General features: G+C 64.9%; 12 protein-coding genes. 4 read left to right on the forward strand and 8 right to left on the reverse strand.

Annotated features, from left to right (window positions below):
* Positions 1-189 (forward strand): hypothetical protein (locus BRAO375_RS38330; protein WP_035638428.1); only part of this gene is annotated, 189 nt, incomplete at its 5' end.
* A gap of 298 nt (positions 190-487) precedes the next feature.
* Here the strand turns inward: BRAO375_RS38330 and BRAO375_RS01915 are convergent.
* From BRAO375_RS01915 to BRAO375_RS01950, 8 genes are all read right to left on the reverse strand, one after another.
* The gene (locus BRAO375_RS01915; protein ID WP_009025757.1) at positions 488-1,525 is read right to left on the reverse strand and encodes an amino acid ABC transporter substrate-binding protein; all 1,038 of its coding nucleotides are present in this window, start codon (positions 1,523-1,525) and stop codon (positions 488-490) included.
* Between the two features lie 66 nt (positions 1,526-1,591).
* Positions 1,592-2,185: a L,D-transpeptidase gene (locus BRAO375_RS01920; RefSeq protein ID WP_009025758.1), complete on the reverse strand. Its 594-nt coding sequence runs from the start codon at positions 2,183-2,185 to the stop codon at positions 1,592-1,594.
* 234 nt (positions 2,186-2,419) lie between these two features.
* On the reverse strand, positions 2,420-3,430 hold the full coding sequence (cydB, locus tag BRAO375_RS01925; RefSeq protein ID WP_009025759.1) for a cytochrome d ubiquinol oxidase subunit II: 1,011 nt from the start codon (positions 3,428-3,430) through the stop codon (positions 2,420-2,422).
* The gene (locus BRAO375_RS01930; protein ID WP_009025760.1) at positions 3,427-4,830 is read right to left on the reverse strand and encodes a cytochrome ubiquinol oxidase subunit I; all 1,404 of its coding nucleotides are present in this window, start codon (positions 4,828-4,830) and stop codon (positions 3,427-3,429) included. The genes cydB and BRAO375_RS01930 overlap by 4 nt, the downstream gene beginning before the upstream one ends.
* A gap of 365 nt (positions 4,831-5,195) precedes the next feature.
* Positions 5,196-5,807: a sigma-70 family RNA polymerase sigma factor gene (locus BRAO375_RS01935; protein WP_009025761.1), complete on the reverse strand. Its 612-nt coding sequence runs from the start codon at positions 5,805-5,807 to the stop codon at positions 5,196-5,198.
* Between the two features lie 252 nt (positions 5,808-6,059).
* Positions 6,060-6,815, reverse strand: a complete 756-nt coding sequence (locus BRAO375_RS01940; protein WP_009025762.1) for a response regulator — start codon at positions 6,813-6,815, stop codon at positions 6,060-6,062.
* A complete protein-coding gene (locus BRAO375_RS01945) occupies positions 6,812-8,557 on the reverse strand; it encodes an ATP-binding response regulator (protein WP_009025763.1) in 1,746 nt (581 codons plus the stop codon). Before BRAO375_RS01945 ends, BRAO375_RS01940 begins: the two co-directional genes overlap by 4 nt.
* The gene (locus BRAO375_RS01950) at positions 8,527-10,557 is read right to left on the reverse strand and encodes a sensor histidine kinase (protein WP_052536037.1); all 2,031 of its coding nucleotides are present in this window, start codon (positions 10,555-10,557) and stop codon (positions 8,527-8,529) included. The genes BRAO375_RS01945 and BRAO375_RS01950 overlap by 31 nt, the downstream gene beginning before the upstream one ends.
* Before the next feature lie 499 nt (positions 10,558-11,056).
* On the opposite strand from BRAO375_RS01950, the gene ugpB reads away from it, so the two are divergent.
* From ugpB to BRAO375_RS01965, 3 genes are all read left to right on the forward strand, one after another.
* Complete coding sequence (gene ugpB, locus BRAO375_RS01955) at positions 11,057-12,382, forward strand: sn-glycerol-3-phosphate ABC transporter substrate-binding protein UgpB (RefSeq protein ID WP_009025766.1); 1,326 nt, start codon at positions 11,057-11,059, stop codon at positions 12,380-12,382.
* Positions 12,382-13,335: an aminoglycoside phosphotransferase family protein gene (locus BRAO375_RS01960; protein WP_035638431.1), complete on the forward strand. Its 954-nt coding sequence runs from the start codon at positions 12,382-12,384 to the stop codon at positions 13,333-13,335. Before ugpB ends, BRAO375_RS01960 begins: the two co-directional genes overlap by 1 nt.
* 220 nt (positions 13,336-13,555) lie before the next feature.
* Positions 13,556-15,178 carry an ABC transporter substrate-binding protein gene (locus BRAO375_RS01965; RefSeq protein WP_009025768.1) on the forward strand — a complete coding sequence of 541 codons (1,623 nt, stop codon included), beginning with the start codon at positions 13,556-13,558 and terminating at the stop codon, positions 15,176-15,178.
* Positions 15,179-15,219 lie beyond the last annotated feature (41 nt).

The following is a 15,219-nucleotide window of genomic DNA, read 5'->3' on the forward strand; positions in this document are numbered from 1 at the left end:
GAAACGTGGGCCGGTGATGCGATGGCCGCATTGGATCGCAGCGCGTGTATAGCGCCGACGAACGAGGCCGATGCGGACGTGAAAGTGCGTGGTCCCGGCATCGCGATGCGGATGCCAAGCCGGCGGGTGACGATGATCCTGCCGGTGACGGTGGCTAGACAGCCGGACACCGAGGAGAGCGCGCCATAAGCGTTAAACCCATCGCGCAGGGAAGGCCGGGTCGTTCCGGCTGAGCCTGTGGTTCCTGCCGCCTGCATTTTTTTTCGCAGGCGGGCCGCAGGTGCCAGTCGGCACCTGGCCTTCCCTGCGCCCTCGACTTTCAAGAGGGCGAGAAAGTCGCTGAGCTCGAACGCGGGATGCGTCGCGAGAAGCTTTCACCATGCTCCGTCATTGCGAGCGAAGCGAAGCAATCCAGAGCGTCTCCGACAACCCTGGATCGCTTCGTCGCGTTGCTCCTCGCGATGACGGCGACACTGTGTCGAGACGCCTACCTGATCGGCGGCGCGTACTGAATTCCGCCCGCGTTCCACAGCTGGTTCATGCCGCGCGGAATCTTCAGCTTGGACTCGCCGCCGACGTTGCGCTCATAGACCTCGCCGTAATTGCCGACGTGGCGGATGACGCGCGCGGCCCAGTCCTTCGACAGGCCGAGATCCTGGCCGTAGGTGCCCTCGTTGCCGACCAGCCGCATGACGTCCGGCTTCTTCGACTTCAGCGCCTCGTCGATGTTCTTGGAGGTGACGCCGAGCTCCTCGGCATTGATCATCGCATACAGCGTCCACTTCACGATCATCATCCAGTCGTCGTCGCGCTGGCGCACGACGGGCGCGAGCGGCTCCTTGGAGATCAGATCGGGCAGGATGTCGTGATCGCCCGGCTTGGTCAGCACCAGCCGCAGCGCGTAGAGCTGCGAGACGTCGGCGGTGAAGGTGTCGCACTTGCCGCTGTCATAGGCCTTCAGCACGTCGTCGAGCTTCGGAAGCTTCACCTCCTCATACTTCATGTTGTTGGCGCGGAAGTAGTCGGAGAGGTTGAGCGCGTTGGTCGTCGCGTCCTGCACGCAGACCTTGCTGCCGTTGAGGTCGAGCGCGGTCTCCAGCTTGCGCGAGCGCGGCACCATGAAGCCCTGACCGTCGTAATAGGCGACCGCCGGGAAATACAGGTCATAGTTCTGCTCGCGCGCCATCGACCAGGTGGTGTTGCGCGAGAGAATGTCGACCTTGCGGCTCTGCAGCTCCTTGAAACGCTCGCTGGCGTCGAGCGGCACGAACTTCGCCTTCTTCGGGTCGTCGAAGATCGCCGCCGCGACCGCGCGGCAGAAATCGACGTCGAAGCCGGTCCAGTTGCCCTTGTCGTCGGGGATCGAGAAGCCGGGCAGGCCGGCATTGACGCCGCACAACACCTCGCCGCGGCGGACGGTGCGCTTCAGGGTGCGGGTGTCGTACATCTCATAGGTGACGGCGAGCGCCGCGACCAGCACGGCAACGGCGAGCCCGATCAGCAGGCCGCCTCGGAAAGTGCGCATGATGAATCTCTTTCGGAAAATGTCAGAACAAAGCGATGGCTGAATGTCCGGCGGCAGACGCCGCCGTCACAGTTCCGGCTTCTGTCGCACCACGACCTTGGTGCCCACGGGCACGCGGTCGTAGAGATCGGCGACATCGGCATTCACCAGGCGGAAGCAGCCGGACGAAATCTTGCTGCCGATGGTCCAGGGCTGATTGGTGCCGTGGATGCGGTACACGGTGGTGCCCAGATACATCGCGCGCGCGCCCAGGGGATTGCCGGGGCCGCCGGCCATGAAGCGCGGCAGATAGGGCTGGCGCTGGATCATCTCCGGCGGCGGGGTCCAGTCCGGCCACTCCGCCTTCTTGGTGATCGACAGCAACCCCTGCCACTGGAAGCCGTCACGGCCGACGCCGATGCCGTAGCGAATCGCCCGGCCGCCCGGTTGCACCAGATAGAGGTGACGCTCGGCCGTCGAGACGATGATGGTGCCCGGCGGCTCGTTGGTGCGGAAATAGACCACCTGCTTGCGCCATTCCGGATCGAGCTCGTAGCCGTCATCGGCGACGAGGCCGGGCTGGTCGCCGGGGTCCTCGGACTGGGCAAAGCTGTGCGATGTGGACAGCGCCAGCGCGATGATGGCGCTGGCGGCACACAGCAGGCGATGGAAACTCGGCATTCAAAGCTCTCCTCGACGGACCCCTGCGAAGCTTGCCCGATCAAAACCACCCGCCAAATTTCAGGGGCATATTCGTCGCAAAGTCAAGGTGAGCGCGAGGTGCCCGCCGTTATCCAAGCTTCATCCAGAGCCGCAGCAGGAAAGCGACGCTCCCGACCATCGCGACCCCGGCAAGCCACAGCGCAACGAACCAGGCGAGGCGCTTCGCGAGCGGGGCAGGTGGCTCGGTGGGCATCAATGATAGCCGGCGTCGTGGCCCACCTTGCCGCGAAACACCCAATAGGCCCAGGCGGTGTAGCCGAGGATCAGCGGCACCAGCACCAGCACGCCGGGCAGCATGATCAGCTGGCTGCGCTCGGGTGCGGCCGCCTGCCAGATCGTGATGCTCTGCGGCACGATGTAGGGATACATGCTGATGCCAAGGCCTGCGTAAGAGAGGAAGAACAGCGCCAGCGCCAGGACAAACGGCCAGACATCGTGCTTCTGGGCGAGATTCTTCATCATCAGCACGGTGACGCCAATAACGGCGAGCGGCACCGGCGCAGTGAGGACGATCGCCGGCCACCTGAACCAGCGGTCCGAATATTGAATCGTGAGCAGGGGCGTCCACAGGCTCACGGCGGCAATGGCGAGCAGCATCAAGAACAGCAGAACCCAGCTGATGCGGTAGGCCTTGTCGCGCAGGTCGCCTTCTGTCTTCAGGATCAGCCAGGTCGCGCCGAGCAGCGCATAGCCGGCGACCAGCGAGACGCCGGTGAGGATCGAAAATGGTGTCAGCCAGTCCCACCAGCCACCGGCATAATGCCGGCCCTCGACACGCACGCCCTGCAGGATGGCGCCGAGCGCGATTCCCTGCGCCAATGCCGCGACCCAGGAGCCACCGGCGAAGGCGATGTCCCAGAGATTGCGGGTGGCGCGCGTGCGCCAGCGGAATTCGAAGGCGACGCCGCGGAAGATCAGCCCGACCAGCATCGCGATCAGCGGCGCATACAGCGCCGGCAGCAGGATGGAGTAGGCCAGCGGAAACGCCGCCATCAGCCCGCCGCCGCCGAGCACCAGCCAGGTCTCGTTGCCGTCCCACACCGGCGCGACGGTGTTGGTGATGACGTCGCGATCATGCTTGGCCGGAAACAGCGGGAAGAGGATGCCGAGTCCGAGATCGAAGCCGTCCATCACGACATAGATGAACACGGCGAGCGCGATGATGAAGGCCCAGAGCGTGGCGAGATCGATGGCGACGTTCATGATCCCGCTCCCTGCACGACGCCGGCGGCCGGCGTGATGCCGGCGGTGCGCACCGGCTGCTCGGTGCTCGGGCCGGGCTCACCGGGATGCGGCGGCTCGGCCATCAGGCGCAGGATGTACAGCACGCCGGCGGCGAAGATGATGAAATACACGATGATGAAGGCGAGCAGCGAGGTGCCGACCGCCGGCGCCGCCAGCGGCGAGACGGAATCGGCGGTGCGCAGCAGGCCGTATACGGTGAAGGGCTGGCGGCCGGTCTCGGTCGTGACCCAGCCGGCGATCACGGCGATGAACCCGGCGGGACCCATCGCGATCGCGAATCGATGCAGCCCGCGATTGATGTACAGCCGGCCGCGCCAGCGCTCCCACAGGCTGAACAGGCCGAGCGCCAGCATCAGCAGCCCTAAGCCGACCATGATGCGGAACGACCAGAAGGTGATCGGCACCGGCGGCCAGTCCTGCCGCGGCACGGTGTCGAGCCCGGCCATCGGCGCGTCGATCTGGTGCTTGAGGATCAGCGAGCCGAATTTGGGAATGCCGAGCGCCCATTTCAGCTCGCCCTTCTCCTGGTCGGGCCAGCCGAACAGATACAGAGGCGCGCCATCCTTGTGGCTCTCGAAATGGCCCTCCATGGCCATGATCTTCACCGGCTGGTGCTCGAGCGTGTTGAGGCCATGCTGATCGCCGACGAAGATCTGGATCGGCGCGACCAGCGCGGCCATCCACATCGCCATCGAGAACATCACGCGCGGGCCCGGCAGATGCGGATTGCGCAGCAGATGCCAGGCGCCGACCGCGCCGACCACCAGCGACGTCGTGAGATACGCCGCCAGCACCATGTGAACGAGGCGGTAGGGGAAGGACGGGTTGAAGATCACCTTGAGCCAGTCGACCGAGACGAACTGGCCGTCGGCGTTGACCGCGTAGCCCGCGGGCGTCTGCATCCAGGAATTGGCGGAGAGGATCCAGAACGCCGAGATCAAGGTGCCGATCGCAACCATCAGCGTGGCGAGGAAATGCAGCTTCGGGCCGACGCGCTTGAGGCCGAACAGCATGACGCCGAGGAAGCCGGCTTCGAGGAAGAAGGCGGTCAGCACCTCATAGGCCATCAAGGGCCCGATCACCGGGCCGACCTTGTCGGAATAGACCGACCAGTTGGTGCCGAACTGGTAGGACATCACGATGCCGGAGACGACGCCCATCGCGAACGCGATGGCGAAGATCTTGAGCCAGTAGTTGAAGACGTTGAGGTAGACGTCGCGGCCGGTCCACAGCCACAGCGCCTCAAGCACCGCGAGGTAGGAGGCAAGCCCGATCGAGAAGGCGGGGAAGATGATGTGGAAGGTGACCGTGAAGGCGAACTGCGCGCGCGCCAGCTCCACCGCATCCAAACCGAACATCCTTCACCGTCCGTCATTGCGAGGCGCGAGACCTCTCTTGCGCGGACAATCGCACCGGCAAGGAGGGATATCAAATGGTCAAATCGCCCTACGGCGGCGCGGCGGGATCCCCAAACGACGAAGACCCGGCGGGGGCATCCGCCGGGTCTTCGGAGCAACAGGGAGGTGGAGGTATCCTTGAATTTGCTCGCTCAAAACCGAGATCAGCTGGGGGACTGAGGCCCGGTTGATGGGTAACGTTCTAATGGCGAAAATTTTCCAGGTGATTTCGCCGATTGTTTCAATTGTTTCATTCGGCGATTTTCGTGCGTCGTCATTTTTTTGGAACCGCCGGGGACATCGGCCCCGACGTGGATGAACGAAGATCAGGCGGCGAGGCTGTGGACGCCGGCGCCGCGCAGCAGCTCCGCGAGGTGCTTGCGGGCATAGAACATGCGGGTCTTCACCGTCGACTGCGGGATGCCGATGATCTGGCCGACCTCCTCCACGGACTTCTCGTGGTAGTAGATCAGGGTGATGATCTCGCGATGCGCCGGCGACAGCTTTGCGACGCAGGCGCGCAGGATGGCGCTGGTGGTGGCGCGCTCGAGCGAGGTTTCCGGCGTGTCGCTATCGTCGGCGATCTCGCGCACCTCGTCCTGATCGATGTCCTCGAAGCGGCGCTGGCGCAGCGCGGTCAGCGCCTTGAAGCGGGCGATCGAGAGCAGCCAGGTCGAGACCTGCGAGCGGCCTTCGAACTGCTTGGCGGTGCGCCAGACGTCCAGGAACACCTGGCTGACGAGGTCCTCGGCGACGGTGGTGTCGCGGACGATGCGCAGGATGAAGCGATAGACCCGCACATTGTGACGCGCATAAAGCGTGTGCATCGCGGTGCGATCGCCATCGGCAATGCTCTCCAGGAGCATGTCGTCCGTGGTCGCCTGGGCCGCGATGATGCCCTGGCTGGCGGCGGAATTGATGGCAACGACGTTCTGCATGGCACTCTCCCGTTCCGCCGCCCCCTTGCGGCGTTTCGACGGGATGGATTGTTAATGAGCGCCCGTTTCGGGACGTCTGCACCAAAACAGGAAAATGGTTTCGTCGCCCCGCAGAAATGTTTCGTCGCACCGCACATCGCGAAACAGACGTGGCGGAATTGTGCCTTATTCCACAATGAGGAAGTCGATGTTCCAGAATATGGAAATGCTGCGCGGGCGGAGGGCAGGCGTGGACCGGCTTTCCGGCCGTCGTCAGGCCTTCTCGCCGGACGGCGAGAACAGGTAGCCGCCACCACGAATCGTCCGGATTACCGCGGGCTTGGTCGGATCCGGCTCGATCTTGCGACGAATCCGCATGATTCGGAGGTCCACGGCGCGGTCGAACGCCTCGGCGTCGCGGGCGTTGGCGAGCTCCAGCAGCCGCTCGCGCGACAGCACCCGCTTCGGGTTGGCGGCGAACACCTTGAGCAGGCCGAACTCGGACGCCGTCAGCGGGTGCTCGTTGCCTTCGTCGTCGCGCAGCGCCTGAGCATCGAGATCGAGCCATTTGGTGCCGAAACGGACCAGCTGCGGATCAGGGGCCTTGGCCGGCGCAGGCTCCGGGGCAGTCGCGGCAGCAGAGGCAGCGGCCTTGGCCGGGACGCTGCGGCGCAACACGGAGCGGATGCGGGCCATCAGCTCGCGCAGCTCGCACGGCTTGGCGACGTAATCGTCGGCGCCGAGCTCGAGCCCGACCACACGATCGATCGGGCTCGCCGTCGCTGTCAGCATGATGACGGGAATGTTGGTGCGGCCCTTGAGGTCGCGAATGATCGACAGGCCGTCCTCTTCAGGCATGTTGAGGTCGAGCACGACCAGATCGGCCGGGCCGGTCTCGATGGCGCTGCGCAGGCTCTTGCCGCCGTCGCACAACGTCACCGTGAAACCGTGCATCTTGAGGTAATCGCCCACCATCTCGCGGGCGGGGGCCTCGTCGTCGACGATGATGATGTGCTGGCTCTGACTCATGACAACTCGGCCGCAGGCAGTGTGATGGTGAAGGTTGACCCCGATCCCGGCCCATCGCTCTTGGCCGTCACCTCGCCACCATGCATGTCGACGATGCGTTTGACAATCGACAGGCCGAGGCCGGTCGAGCTCTCGCCGGCGGTCGGTTTGGCCGACAGCCGCTGGAACCGGCCGAACAGGCGGCCGAGATCCTCCGGCGACAGCCCGGCGCCCTGGTCGGTGATGCCGATGATCGTGTTGTCGCCGTCGCCACTGACGTCGACGCTGATCCGGCCGCCGATCGGGCTGTATTTGATGGCGTTGCTGAGCAGATTGTCGATCGCCTCGCGGATTCGGTCGATGTCGCACATGGTCGAAAGCTGCGGCGGCGCCGATACCGCGATGACCTGCCGCTTGTTCAGCGCCAGCGGCTGGTTGGCCTCCACGACCTCATGGATCAAGGCCGCGACGTCGACCGGCTCGCGGCGGATGGTGATGTCGAAGGCGTCAGCCATCGCGTCCGAGATCAGATGGTCGACCATCGAGGTCAGCCGCTTGGCGGCGTCGCGGATGTGGCCGATCTGGCTGGTGATGCCCTCGGAAGATGCGCCGGTCGCGATCAATTCGGTCAGCATCTCGGTCCGGCCCAGGATGACGCCGAGCGGGTTTTTCAGGTCGTGGGCAACGGTGCCGAGAATCTCGTTCTTGAAGCCGTTGGCGCGCTGCAGCCGCAGCCATTGCGCGGATAGCCGCCGGTTGGCCTGCATCAGCGCGCGGGTACGCTGGGCGACGCGGTCCTCGAGCTGGGTGTTGGCCTCGTGCAGCTGCTGATACAGGATGACGTTGTCGAAGGCGATCGACAGGCGGCTCGAGAAGATCTCGACCAGCGAACGGTCGGTCTCGGACAGCGGCCGCTCCGCCTGCAGGAGCACCACGACCTCGCGGCCGGAGCCGGTCCGCAGATACAGCACCGTCTTGTGGTCGGCAAACTCGTTGCTGCGCTGCCTGAAGGCGGCTTCGACCATGTCGCGCAGATCGGGGTCGAGCGAGCGCGAGCTCGCGGCACCGGAGAAGCGGCTGTAGCAGCCGGAGCCGGCCAGCACGGAAAAATCCTCGCTCGGGCTGCCGTCGTCGCGCAGCACCAGAATGCCGGCGCAATCGACGTTGAGCAGCGAGGCGATCTGCGTCAGCACGCCCTCGGCGAGGCGCTGCATCGACTTGAAGTCATACAGCGTCGAGGCGGCGTCGATGATGATCTCGAGACCGCGCCTCGTCTGCACCATGCGCTCGAGCTGCTGATAGCTGCGCAGCGCCGCAGTGAGCGAGGTGAACAGCTTGTCGGCGGTGAGCTCGGTCTTGGCCTTGTAGTCGTTGATGTCGTACTGGACGATGACCCGCCGCTCCGGCGCCTGGCCGGGCTGGCCGGTGCGCAGGATGATGCGGACGGTCTCGTTGCGGATCTCGTTGCGGATGTATTCGACCAGCTCGAGGCCGGCGACATCGGTTTCCATGATGACGTCGAGCAGCACCGCGGCGATGTCGCCGTGCTCGCGCATCAGCGTGCGGCCCTCGGCGGCCGAATAGGCCGAGAGGATCTCGAGCCCCTGGCCGTTCAGGCTGTAGTCCGACAGCGCAAAGCGCGTGCCCTCGTGCACGGCATGGTCATCGTCGATGACGGCGATCTTCCATTTCCGGGCCGGATGGGCGTCCTCGTCGAAGCCGGTGTCGTCGATCAGGTGGAGGACATCGTCCTGTTCGGCCATTGCGTCGTTCCGTCACCCAGTGCTGTCTCGGTGTCGCCCTTGGCGACCCGCGGCATGATTATCCGAAAAGTCGTGCCTTGTCCCTCGCGGGATTCCAGCATCATGCGGCCGCCGAGCTGCTGCGTCACGAGATTGTAGACGATATGCAGCCCCAATCCCGTGCCGCCTTCGTTGCGGCGCGTCGTGAAGAACGGGTCGAAGGCCTGACGCTGGACGTCCGGGGTCATGCCGGCGCCGTTATCGGCGAAAATGATCTCGATGTCATCCGCGCCGCGCGCGCGCGCCGTGATCGAGATGGTCCCGGCGCGGCCGTCGGCAAAGGCATGGTTGACGGCGTTCAGGAACAAATTGGTCAGGATCTGGCCGTAGAAGCCGGGATAGCCGTCGATGAACAGTCCCTCGGGCACGTCGACGGAGAGCGTGATCGGGGCGCGCTTGAGCACCGGCTTGAGGCTGGTGATGATCTGATCCGTCGCCTCTCCCAAAAGGAAGGTCCGCCGCTCCGCATGCGAGCGGTCGACGGCGACCTGTTTGAACGACTGGATCAGCTCGCCCGCGCGCTGCAGATTGGCCACCAGCTGTTCGGAGGCATCGCGCGACGTGCGCACGAACTCCTCCAGCTGCGAGCGCCGCAGGCCGCCTTCGGGCGAGCGCAGCGCCGCTTCGAACATTTCCACGCGACGCGCAAAGCTCGAGGCCACGGTCAGGCTGATGCCGATCGGATTGTTCACCTCGTGGGCGACGCCGGCGACCAGGCCGCCGAGCGCTGCCAGCCGCTCGGCGTCGATGAGATTCCGCTGCGCGGCATTCAGCTCGAGCAGCGCGCTCTCGGCCTTCTCCTTGGCGGTGCGCAGCTCGTCCTCGGTCTTGCGCTTGGCGATGGCGTTCTCGCGGAAGATTTCAACCGCGCGGGCCATCGCGCCGACCTCGTCGCGGGCCTCTGTGCCCTGGACCTGGCGATCGTAGTCGCCGAGGGTGATCGCGCGCATCGACGCCATGATCTGCTGCAGCGGCAACCGGATCGACAGCGCGATCAGCACGCCGGCGGACAGGATGATGCCGAGGAAGATCACCGCAATCGACAGCACGCGGCGGGAGATGTCGCGCAGCGTCTTGTCGAAGGTCGCCTGCGCCTTCTGCTCGTGCTGGCGCATCTTCACCGACAGCCCGTCGATGGCGGCGATGGTCTCGGCCTGGCTCGCATCGATGGTGTTGCGCAAGAGCTCGGTGCGATTGGTGAGCTGATCGGTCAGCTTGGAAAACCCGGCGCGCAGCGCCGCGGTCCGCGCCGACAGCCGCTGCAATGCGAGGCGCTGCAGGTCGTTGTCGGCGAGGCCCGACATGACCGGGATGGTCTTCTCGATCGTCTCGATGTTGCGGCGGGCGTCATCGGCGGAGGCGGGCGCCAGCGACAGATAATAGGAATTGGCGGCCACCAGCATCGCCGTGAAAGACTCGCGCGACTTGCCGAGCGACGGCCAGATCTCCGCGTCGCGGTGGCCGGTCGCGCCCTCGATCACCGAATAGAGGCCGGCGATGTCGCGGGCGGGGCCGAGCACCTCCTCTTCGTAGGTCTTGGAGATCGTCGCCTGCAGGCCGCGCAGTTCGCCGAACCCGTCGAGGAAGCGCACGGTCACGCGCTCCAGCTCCTCGACCGATCCGGACAGCATCGGATCGGTCGACGCGCGTGTCGTCAGCGTGCCGAGCACGGCTTCGCGCAGCAGCAGGATCTCGGCGAACAGCTCCGGGCTCGGCTGGTTGATGTAGCGGTGGATGAGGTTCTGCAGCCGGCTGGTCTCGCTCTCCAAAAGCGCCAGCACCTTGTCGGACTCGCGCACCTGGCGAACGTCGTCCCAGGCGGTTCCCAGCACTTGAGCGCCGTTCCAGATCAGTGCGGCGAGCACGATCACCACGGCGGAGTTGAGCGCGGCAATGGACAGGATGCGCCAGCGGATGGGCACCGCTCGAAGCACGCGGACGATCCGCGCGCGGCCGAACATCGTCAGGCTGAGCGGCCGTTTCAGGGATCCCCGTTGCTTGGCCCTTGCCACGATGGCTACCTCGCGCCGCGCACAAGGAACCCGGTTGCCCGGACTCTGTTCCGCCCAGCGAAGCCCCGCCCAGCGAAGCTCCCGTGTTGCGGCGCAAACAGAGGGAATTGCGCGGCAGGGCAGCGAAAGCATGGTGCAGGCGAACGCCGTCGCGCGCCCACAGCAGCCTGCGTCAACACCGGCGAGGCGTCCACTCTCGACAATGACGAAAGACGGGCGCGGTACACAGGCAACACTTTCCCCCTGGAGATGAGGTCGGCCGGGAGGCGAAAAGGTTCAATGTCGGTCCTTGGCCGGTGCTATAAGGCCATTCTGACGTCAAAGCGCTACGCGTCAATGGTTTGCCGCAAAGTTGTTGCAGCCGCCGGTTGTCAAACTTTAAACTTCGTCCGATTGCGATTTTTTCACCCCGAGCAAAGTTCATTCAGCGCATTTGGAGTAGCCCCTGGTGTCGGTTTTCGTGCGGTCGGTTTCGATCGGAATCCTGTTGGTCACGGCTCTCGGCGCCACGACCGCCCACGCCGCAACCGATATCCAGTGGTGGCACGCGATGTCCGGTGAGCTTGGCCGGCAGGTCGACCGCCTTGCGGCCGACTTCAACGCCTCGCAATCCGACTATCGCATCGTGCCGAGCTACAAGGGCAGCTACACGGAGACGGTGACCGCGGCGATCTTCGCGTTCCGCTCGCGCAGCCAGCCGGCCATCGTGCAGGTCAACGAGATCGCAACCGCCACCATGACGGCGGCCAAGGGGGCGATCTATCCGGTGTTCGAGCTCATGCGCGACGAGCAGGAGAGCTTCTCGCCATCAGCCTATCTGCCGGCTGTCGCCGGCTACTATTCGGACGCCGAGGGCAACATGCTCTCCTTCCCGTTCAATGCGTCGACGCCGATCCTCTACTACAACAAGGATCAGTTTCGTGCGGCAGGACTCGATCCGGCGATCGCGCCCAGGACGTGGCCCGAGCTCGGGCAGGCCGCCAAGCGACTGCGCGACCATGGGATGGCGTGCGGCTTCACCACGTCCTGGCCGTCCTGGATCAACATCGAGAATTTCTCTGCCTTCCACAATCTGCCGATCGCGACGCGTGCCAACGGCTTCGCCGGGCTCGATGCCGTGCTGACCTTCAACAATCCGGTGGTGACGCGTCACGTCGCCCAGATCGCGGAATGGCAGAGGACCAGGATCTTCGACTACGGCGGTCGTGGCCAGGCAGCCGAGCCGCGCTTCCAGAAGGGCGAGTGCGGCATCTTCATCGGCTCTTCGGCGACGCGCGCCGACATCAAGGCGAATTCCAGGTTCGAGGTCGGATACGGCATGATGCCCTACTGGCCGGATGTTGCGGGCGCCCCGCAGAACGCGATCATCGGCGGCGCGACGCTGTGGGTGCTGCGCGATCGTCCTGCCGCGGAATACAAGGGCGTCGCGAAATTCTTCGCTTATCTGTCGCGGCCTGATATCCAGGCGGCCTGGCACCAGAACACCGGGTATCTGCCGATCACCCAGGCCGCCTTCGATCTGACCCGCGCGCAGGGCTTCTATGACCGCAATCCCGGGACGGCGATCTCGATCGAGCAGGTGACCTTGCATCCGCCGACGGAGAATTCGCGGGGCCTGCGGCTCGGCTCCTTCGTGCTGATCCGCGATGCGATCGAGGACGAGATGGAGCAGGCGTTCAGCGGCCGCAAGCCGGCGCGGGCGGCGCTCGATGCCGCCGTCGAGCGCGGCAACCGCCTGCTGCGGCAGTTCGAGCGCGCGAGCCCGGATCGTTGATGGCGGTGTTGCCTGATGTCGCTGACGCCGTGGCGTTGCGGCGCCTGCGTGCGGATGCGGCAGGCTGGCTGCCGACGGCGCACGACATCGTTCGAAGCCGTGGCTATGGCGTGGCCCGCCTCACGCCCTTCGCCGCAGGCACCAATCTGGTCGCGGCGCTTGGCGATGGCGCGATCCTGAAGATCTTCCCTCCTTTCCTTCGCGCCCAGTTCTTGTCCGAGCGGGCGACGCTGGGCGTGGTTTTCCGGCGCCTTCCGGACGTCGCCACGCCCGAATTGCTGCACGAAGGCGAGCGCGATGGCTGGTTCTATCTGATCATGACGCGGCTCGACGGCGTGCCCGCATCCGACATCTGGCCGCGGCTGGCGGAGCCGGAGAAGCAGCACCTGCTCCGGCAGGTCGGCCGGGTGATCGCCGACGTGCAGCGCGTGCCACCGGGGGAGTTGCTCATGCTTGGTCCGAGCTGGTCCGACTTCCTGCAGGCGCAGGTTCGGGGGTGCCATGATCGTCATGAGCGGCTCGGTCTGCCGCCGCCGCTGCTGGCTGGGCTGGATGATCTTCTGCAGGAGGCGGGCGGCCTGCTTCCGCGCGATCCCGATCCGGTCATCCTGACCGGTGAGTACATTCCGGAGAACTTCCTCGTGACACGCGGCAGCGACGGCTGGCGCGTGAGCGGGCTGTTCGACTTCGGCGATGTCATGACCGGGTTCGGCGCCTACGACCTGCTCGGACCGAGCGCGTTCATGGCTGCCGGCCATCGCGGACGCGTGCGCGCACTGTTCGAGGGCTATGGCCTCACGCCGACGGACGTCACCTGGCAGCTGAAGCGCCGGCTGCTTGCGCTGATGCTGTTGCACCGGGCTAGCGATCCCGTGCGGCACATCTGCATTCCGGACTGGCCGTCCAAGGTCCGCAGCTTCGATGAGCTGCAGACGCTGGTCTGGCCGGACTGAGCTCGGCGAGCGGGCGATCCAGTCTTGCGCAAATCTGTCGCATGCCCTGTGGTCGGTCTAAATTTTGGGCAAAATCGCATTCCTGTATGCAATCCATTGAAGCTCTGCTGCCCGCTTCTCCGTAGGCCTTTCAACCAAATCAATGGCTTAGCTGGCCCGAAGGATTGGCACGAAGCTTGCGAACTCTGCTCTCGCCGGTCGTAGTCCTCGGGAGCATTTGATGAAGCGTCGCGATTTTCTGAAATCCGTCTCCGGTCTTGCTGCAGGTGCCGCGCTGCCCATGGCGCCGGCGGTGATGTCCTCCGCCAAGGCCGATGCGCGGTCGGAGACGCTGCTCATCGTGTCGGAAGGCGGACCGAACAATCTCGACATCCACGGCGTCGGCACCAACGTGCCGGGCTACGAGGTGTCCTGGAATTGCTACGACCGTCTCATCAGTCACGAGATGAAAAGCGGTCCGGGCGGCATCCCGTATTATGACCGCGACAAGTTCAAGCCCGAACTCGCCGAGGACATGACCATCGGCGACATGTCGGCGACCTTCAAGCTGCGCAAGAACGCCAAGTTTCATGACGGCACGCCGGTGACGGCCAAGGACGTGAAGTGGTCGCTCGACCGCGCCGTCAGCGTCGGCGGCTTCCCGACGTTCCAGATGAGCGCGGGCTCGCTGACCAAGCCGGAGCAGTTCGTCATCGTCGATGACTACACGGTCCGCGTCGACTTCCTGAAGAAGGACCGGCTGACGATCCCGGATCTCGCAGTCATCGTGCCCTGCGTCGTCAATTCCGAGCTGGTCAAGAAGAACGCCACGGACAAGGACCCGTGGGGCCTCGAATACACCAAGCAGCAGACGGCCGGCTCCGGCGCCTACAAGGTGACGAAATGGACCGCCGGCACCGAAGTCATCATGGAGCGCAATGACGACTGGGTGTGCGGCCCGCTGCCCAAGATCAAGCGCGTGATCTGGCGCATGGTGCCGCAGGCCGGCAACCGCCGGGCGCTGCTCGAGCGCGGCGACGCCGACATCTCCTATGAGCTGCCGAACAAGGACTTCCAGGAGATGAAGTCGAACGGCAAGCACACAGTGATCTCGCTGCCGATCTCGAACGGCATCCAGTACATCGGCATGAACGTCACCAAGCCGCCGTTCGACAATCCCAAGGTGCGCCAGGCCCTGGCCTATGCCATGCCCTACCAGAAGATCATCGATGCCGTGATGTTCGGTCTCGCCAATCCGATGTTCGGCGCACCGGCCGACAAGGCCACCGAGGTGGCCTGGCCGCAGCCGACGAAGTACTTCACCGACATGGAAAAGGCGAAGGCGCTGCTGGCCGAGGCTGGCTATCCCAACGGCTTCGAGACCACGATCTCCTTCGATCTCAACTTCGCGCAGGTCAACGAGCCCTTGTGCGTGCTGGTGCAGGAGAGCCTGGCGCAGCTCGGCATCAAGACCACGATCAACAAAGTGCCCGGCGCCAACTGGCGCACCGAGCTGAACAAGAAGGAGATGCCGCTGTTCACCAACATCTTCTCGGGCTGGCTCGATTATCCCGAGTACTTCTTCTATTGGTGCTATCACGGCAACAATTCCGTATTCAACACGATGAGCTACAAGTCGCCGGAGATGGACAAGCTCATCAACGGCGCGCGCGACGCCGCCGCGACCGGCGACAAGGCGACCTACGATGCCGACGTGAAGGGCTTTGTCGACCTCGCCTTCGCCGAGGTGCCGCGCATCCCGCTGTATCAGCCGTTCGTCAACGTCGCGATGCAGAAGAACATCTCCGGCTATCAGTACTGGTTCCACCGCCGCCTGGATTATCGTGCCCTGGTGAAGGGGTGATGGTCGTGATCGGAACGAGTGAGGTGGGCCGAGCTCTCTCG

The sequence above is a fragment of the Bradyrhizobium sp. ORS 375 genome (assembly GCF_000239775.1).
Lineage (GTDB): Bacteria > Pseudomonadota > Alphaproteobacteria > Rhizobiales > Xanthobacteraceae > Bradyrhizobium.

Excerpts from the sequence above, each read along its gene's own strand:
- BRAO375_RS01915 (WP_009025757.1), bottom strand. The coding sequence starts at position 1,525 with ATGCGCACTTTCCGAGGCGGCCTGCTGATCGGGCTCGCCGTTGCCGTG.
- BRAO375_RS01940 (WP_009025762.1), bottom strand. The coding sequence starts at position 6,815 with ATGAGTCAGAGCCAGCACATCATCATCGTCGACGACGAGGCCCCCGCC.
- BRAO375_RS01930 (WP_009025760.1), bottom strand. The coding sequence starts at position 4,830 with ATGTTCGGTTTGGATGCGGTGGAGCTGGCGCGCGCGCAGTTCGCCTTC.
- cydB (WP_009025759.1), bottom strand. The coding sequence starts at position 3,430 with ATGAACGTCGCCATCGATCTCGCCACGCTCTGGGCCTTCATCATCGCG.
- BRAO375_RS01945 (WP_009025763.1), bottom strand. The coding sequence starts at position 8,557 with ATGGCCGAACAGGACGATGTCCTCCACCTGATCGACGACACCGGCTTC.
- BRAO375_RS01965 (WP_009025768.1), top strand. The coding sequence starts at position 13,556 with ATGAAGCGTCGCGATTTTCTGAAATCCGTCTCCGGTCTTGCTGCAGGT.
- BRAO375_RS01950 (WP_052536037.1), bottom strand. The coding sequence starts at position 10,557 with ATGTTCGGCCGCGCGCGGATCGTCCGCGTGCTTCGAGCGGTGCCCATC.
- BRAO375_RS01920 (WP_009025758.1), bottom strand. The coding sequence starts at position 2,185 with ATGCCGAGTTTCCATCGCCTGCTGTGTGCCGCCAGCGCCATCATCGCG.
- BRAO375_RS01935 (WP_009025761.1), bottom strand. The coding sequence starts at position 5,807 with ATGCAGAACGTCGTTGCCATCAATTCCGCCGCCAGCCAGGGCATCATC.
- BRAO375_RS01960 (WP_035638431.1), top strand. The coding sequence starts at position 12,382 with ATGGCGGTGTTGCCTGATGTCGCTGACGCCGTGGCGTTGCGGCGCCTG.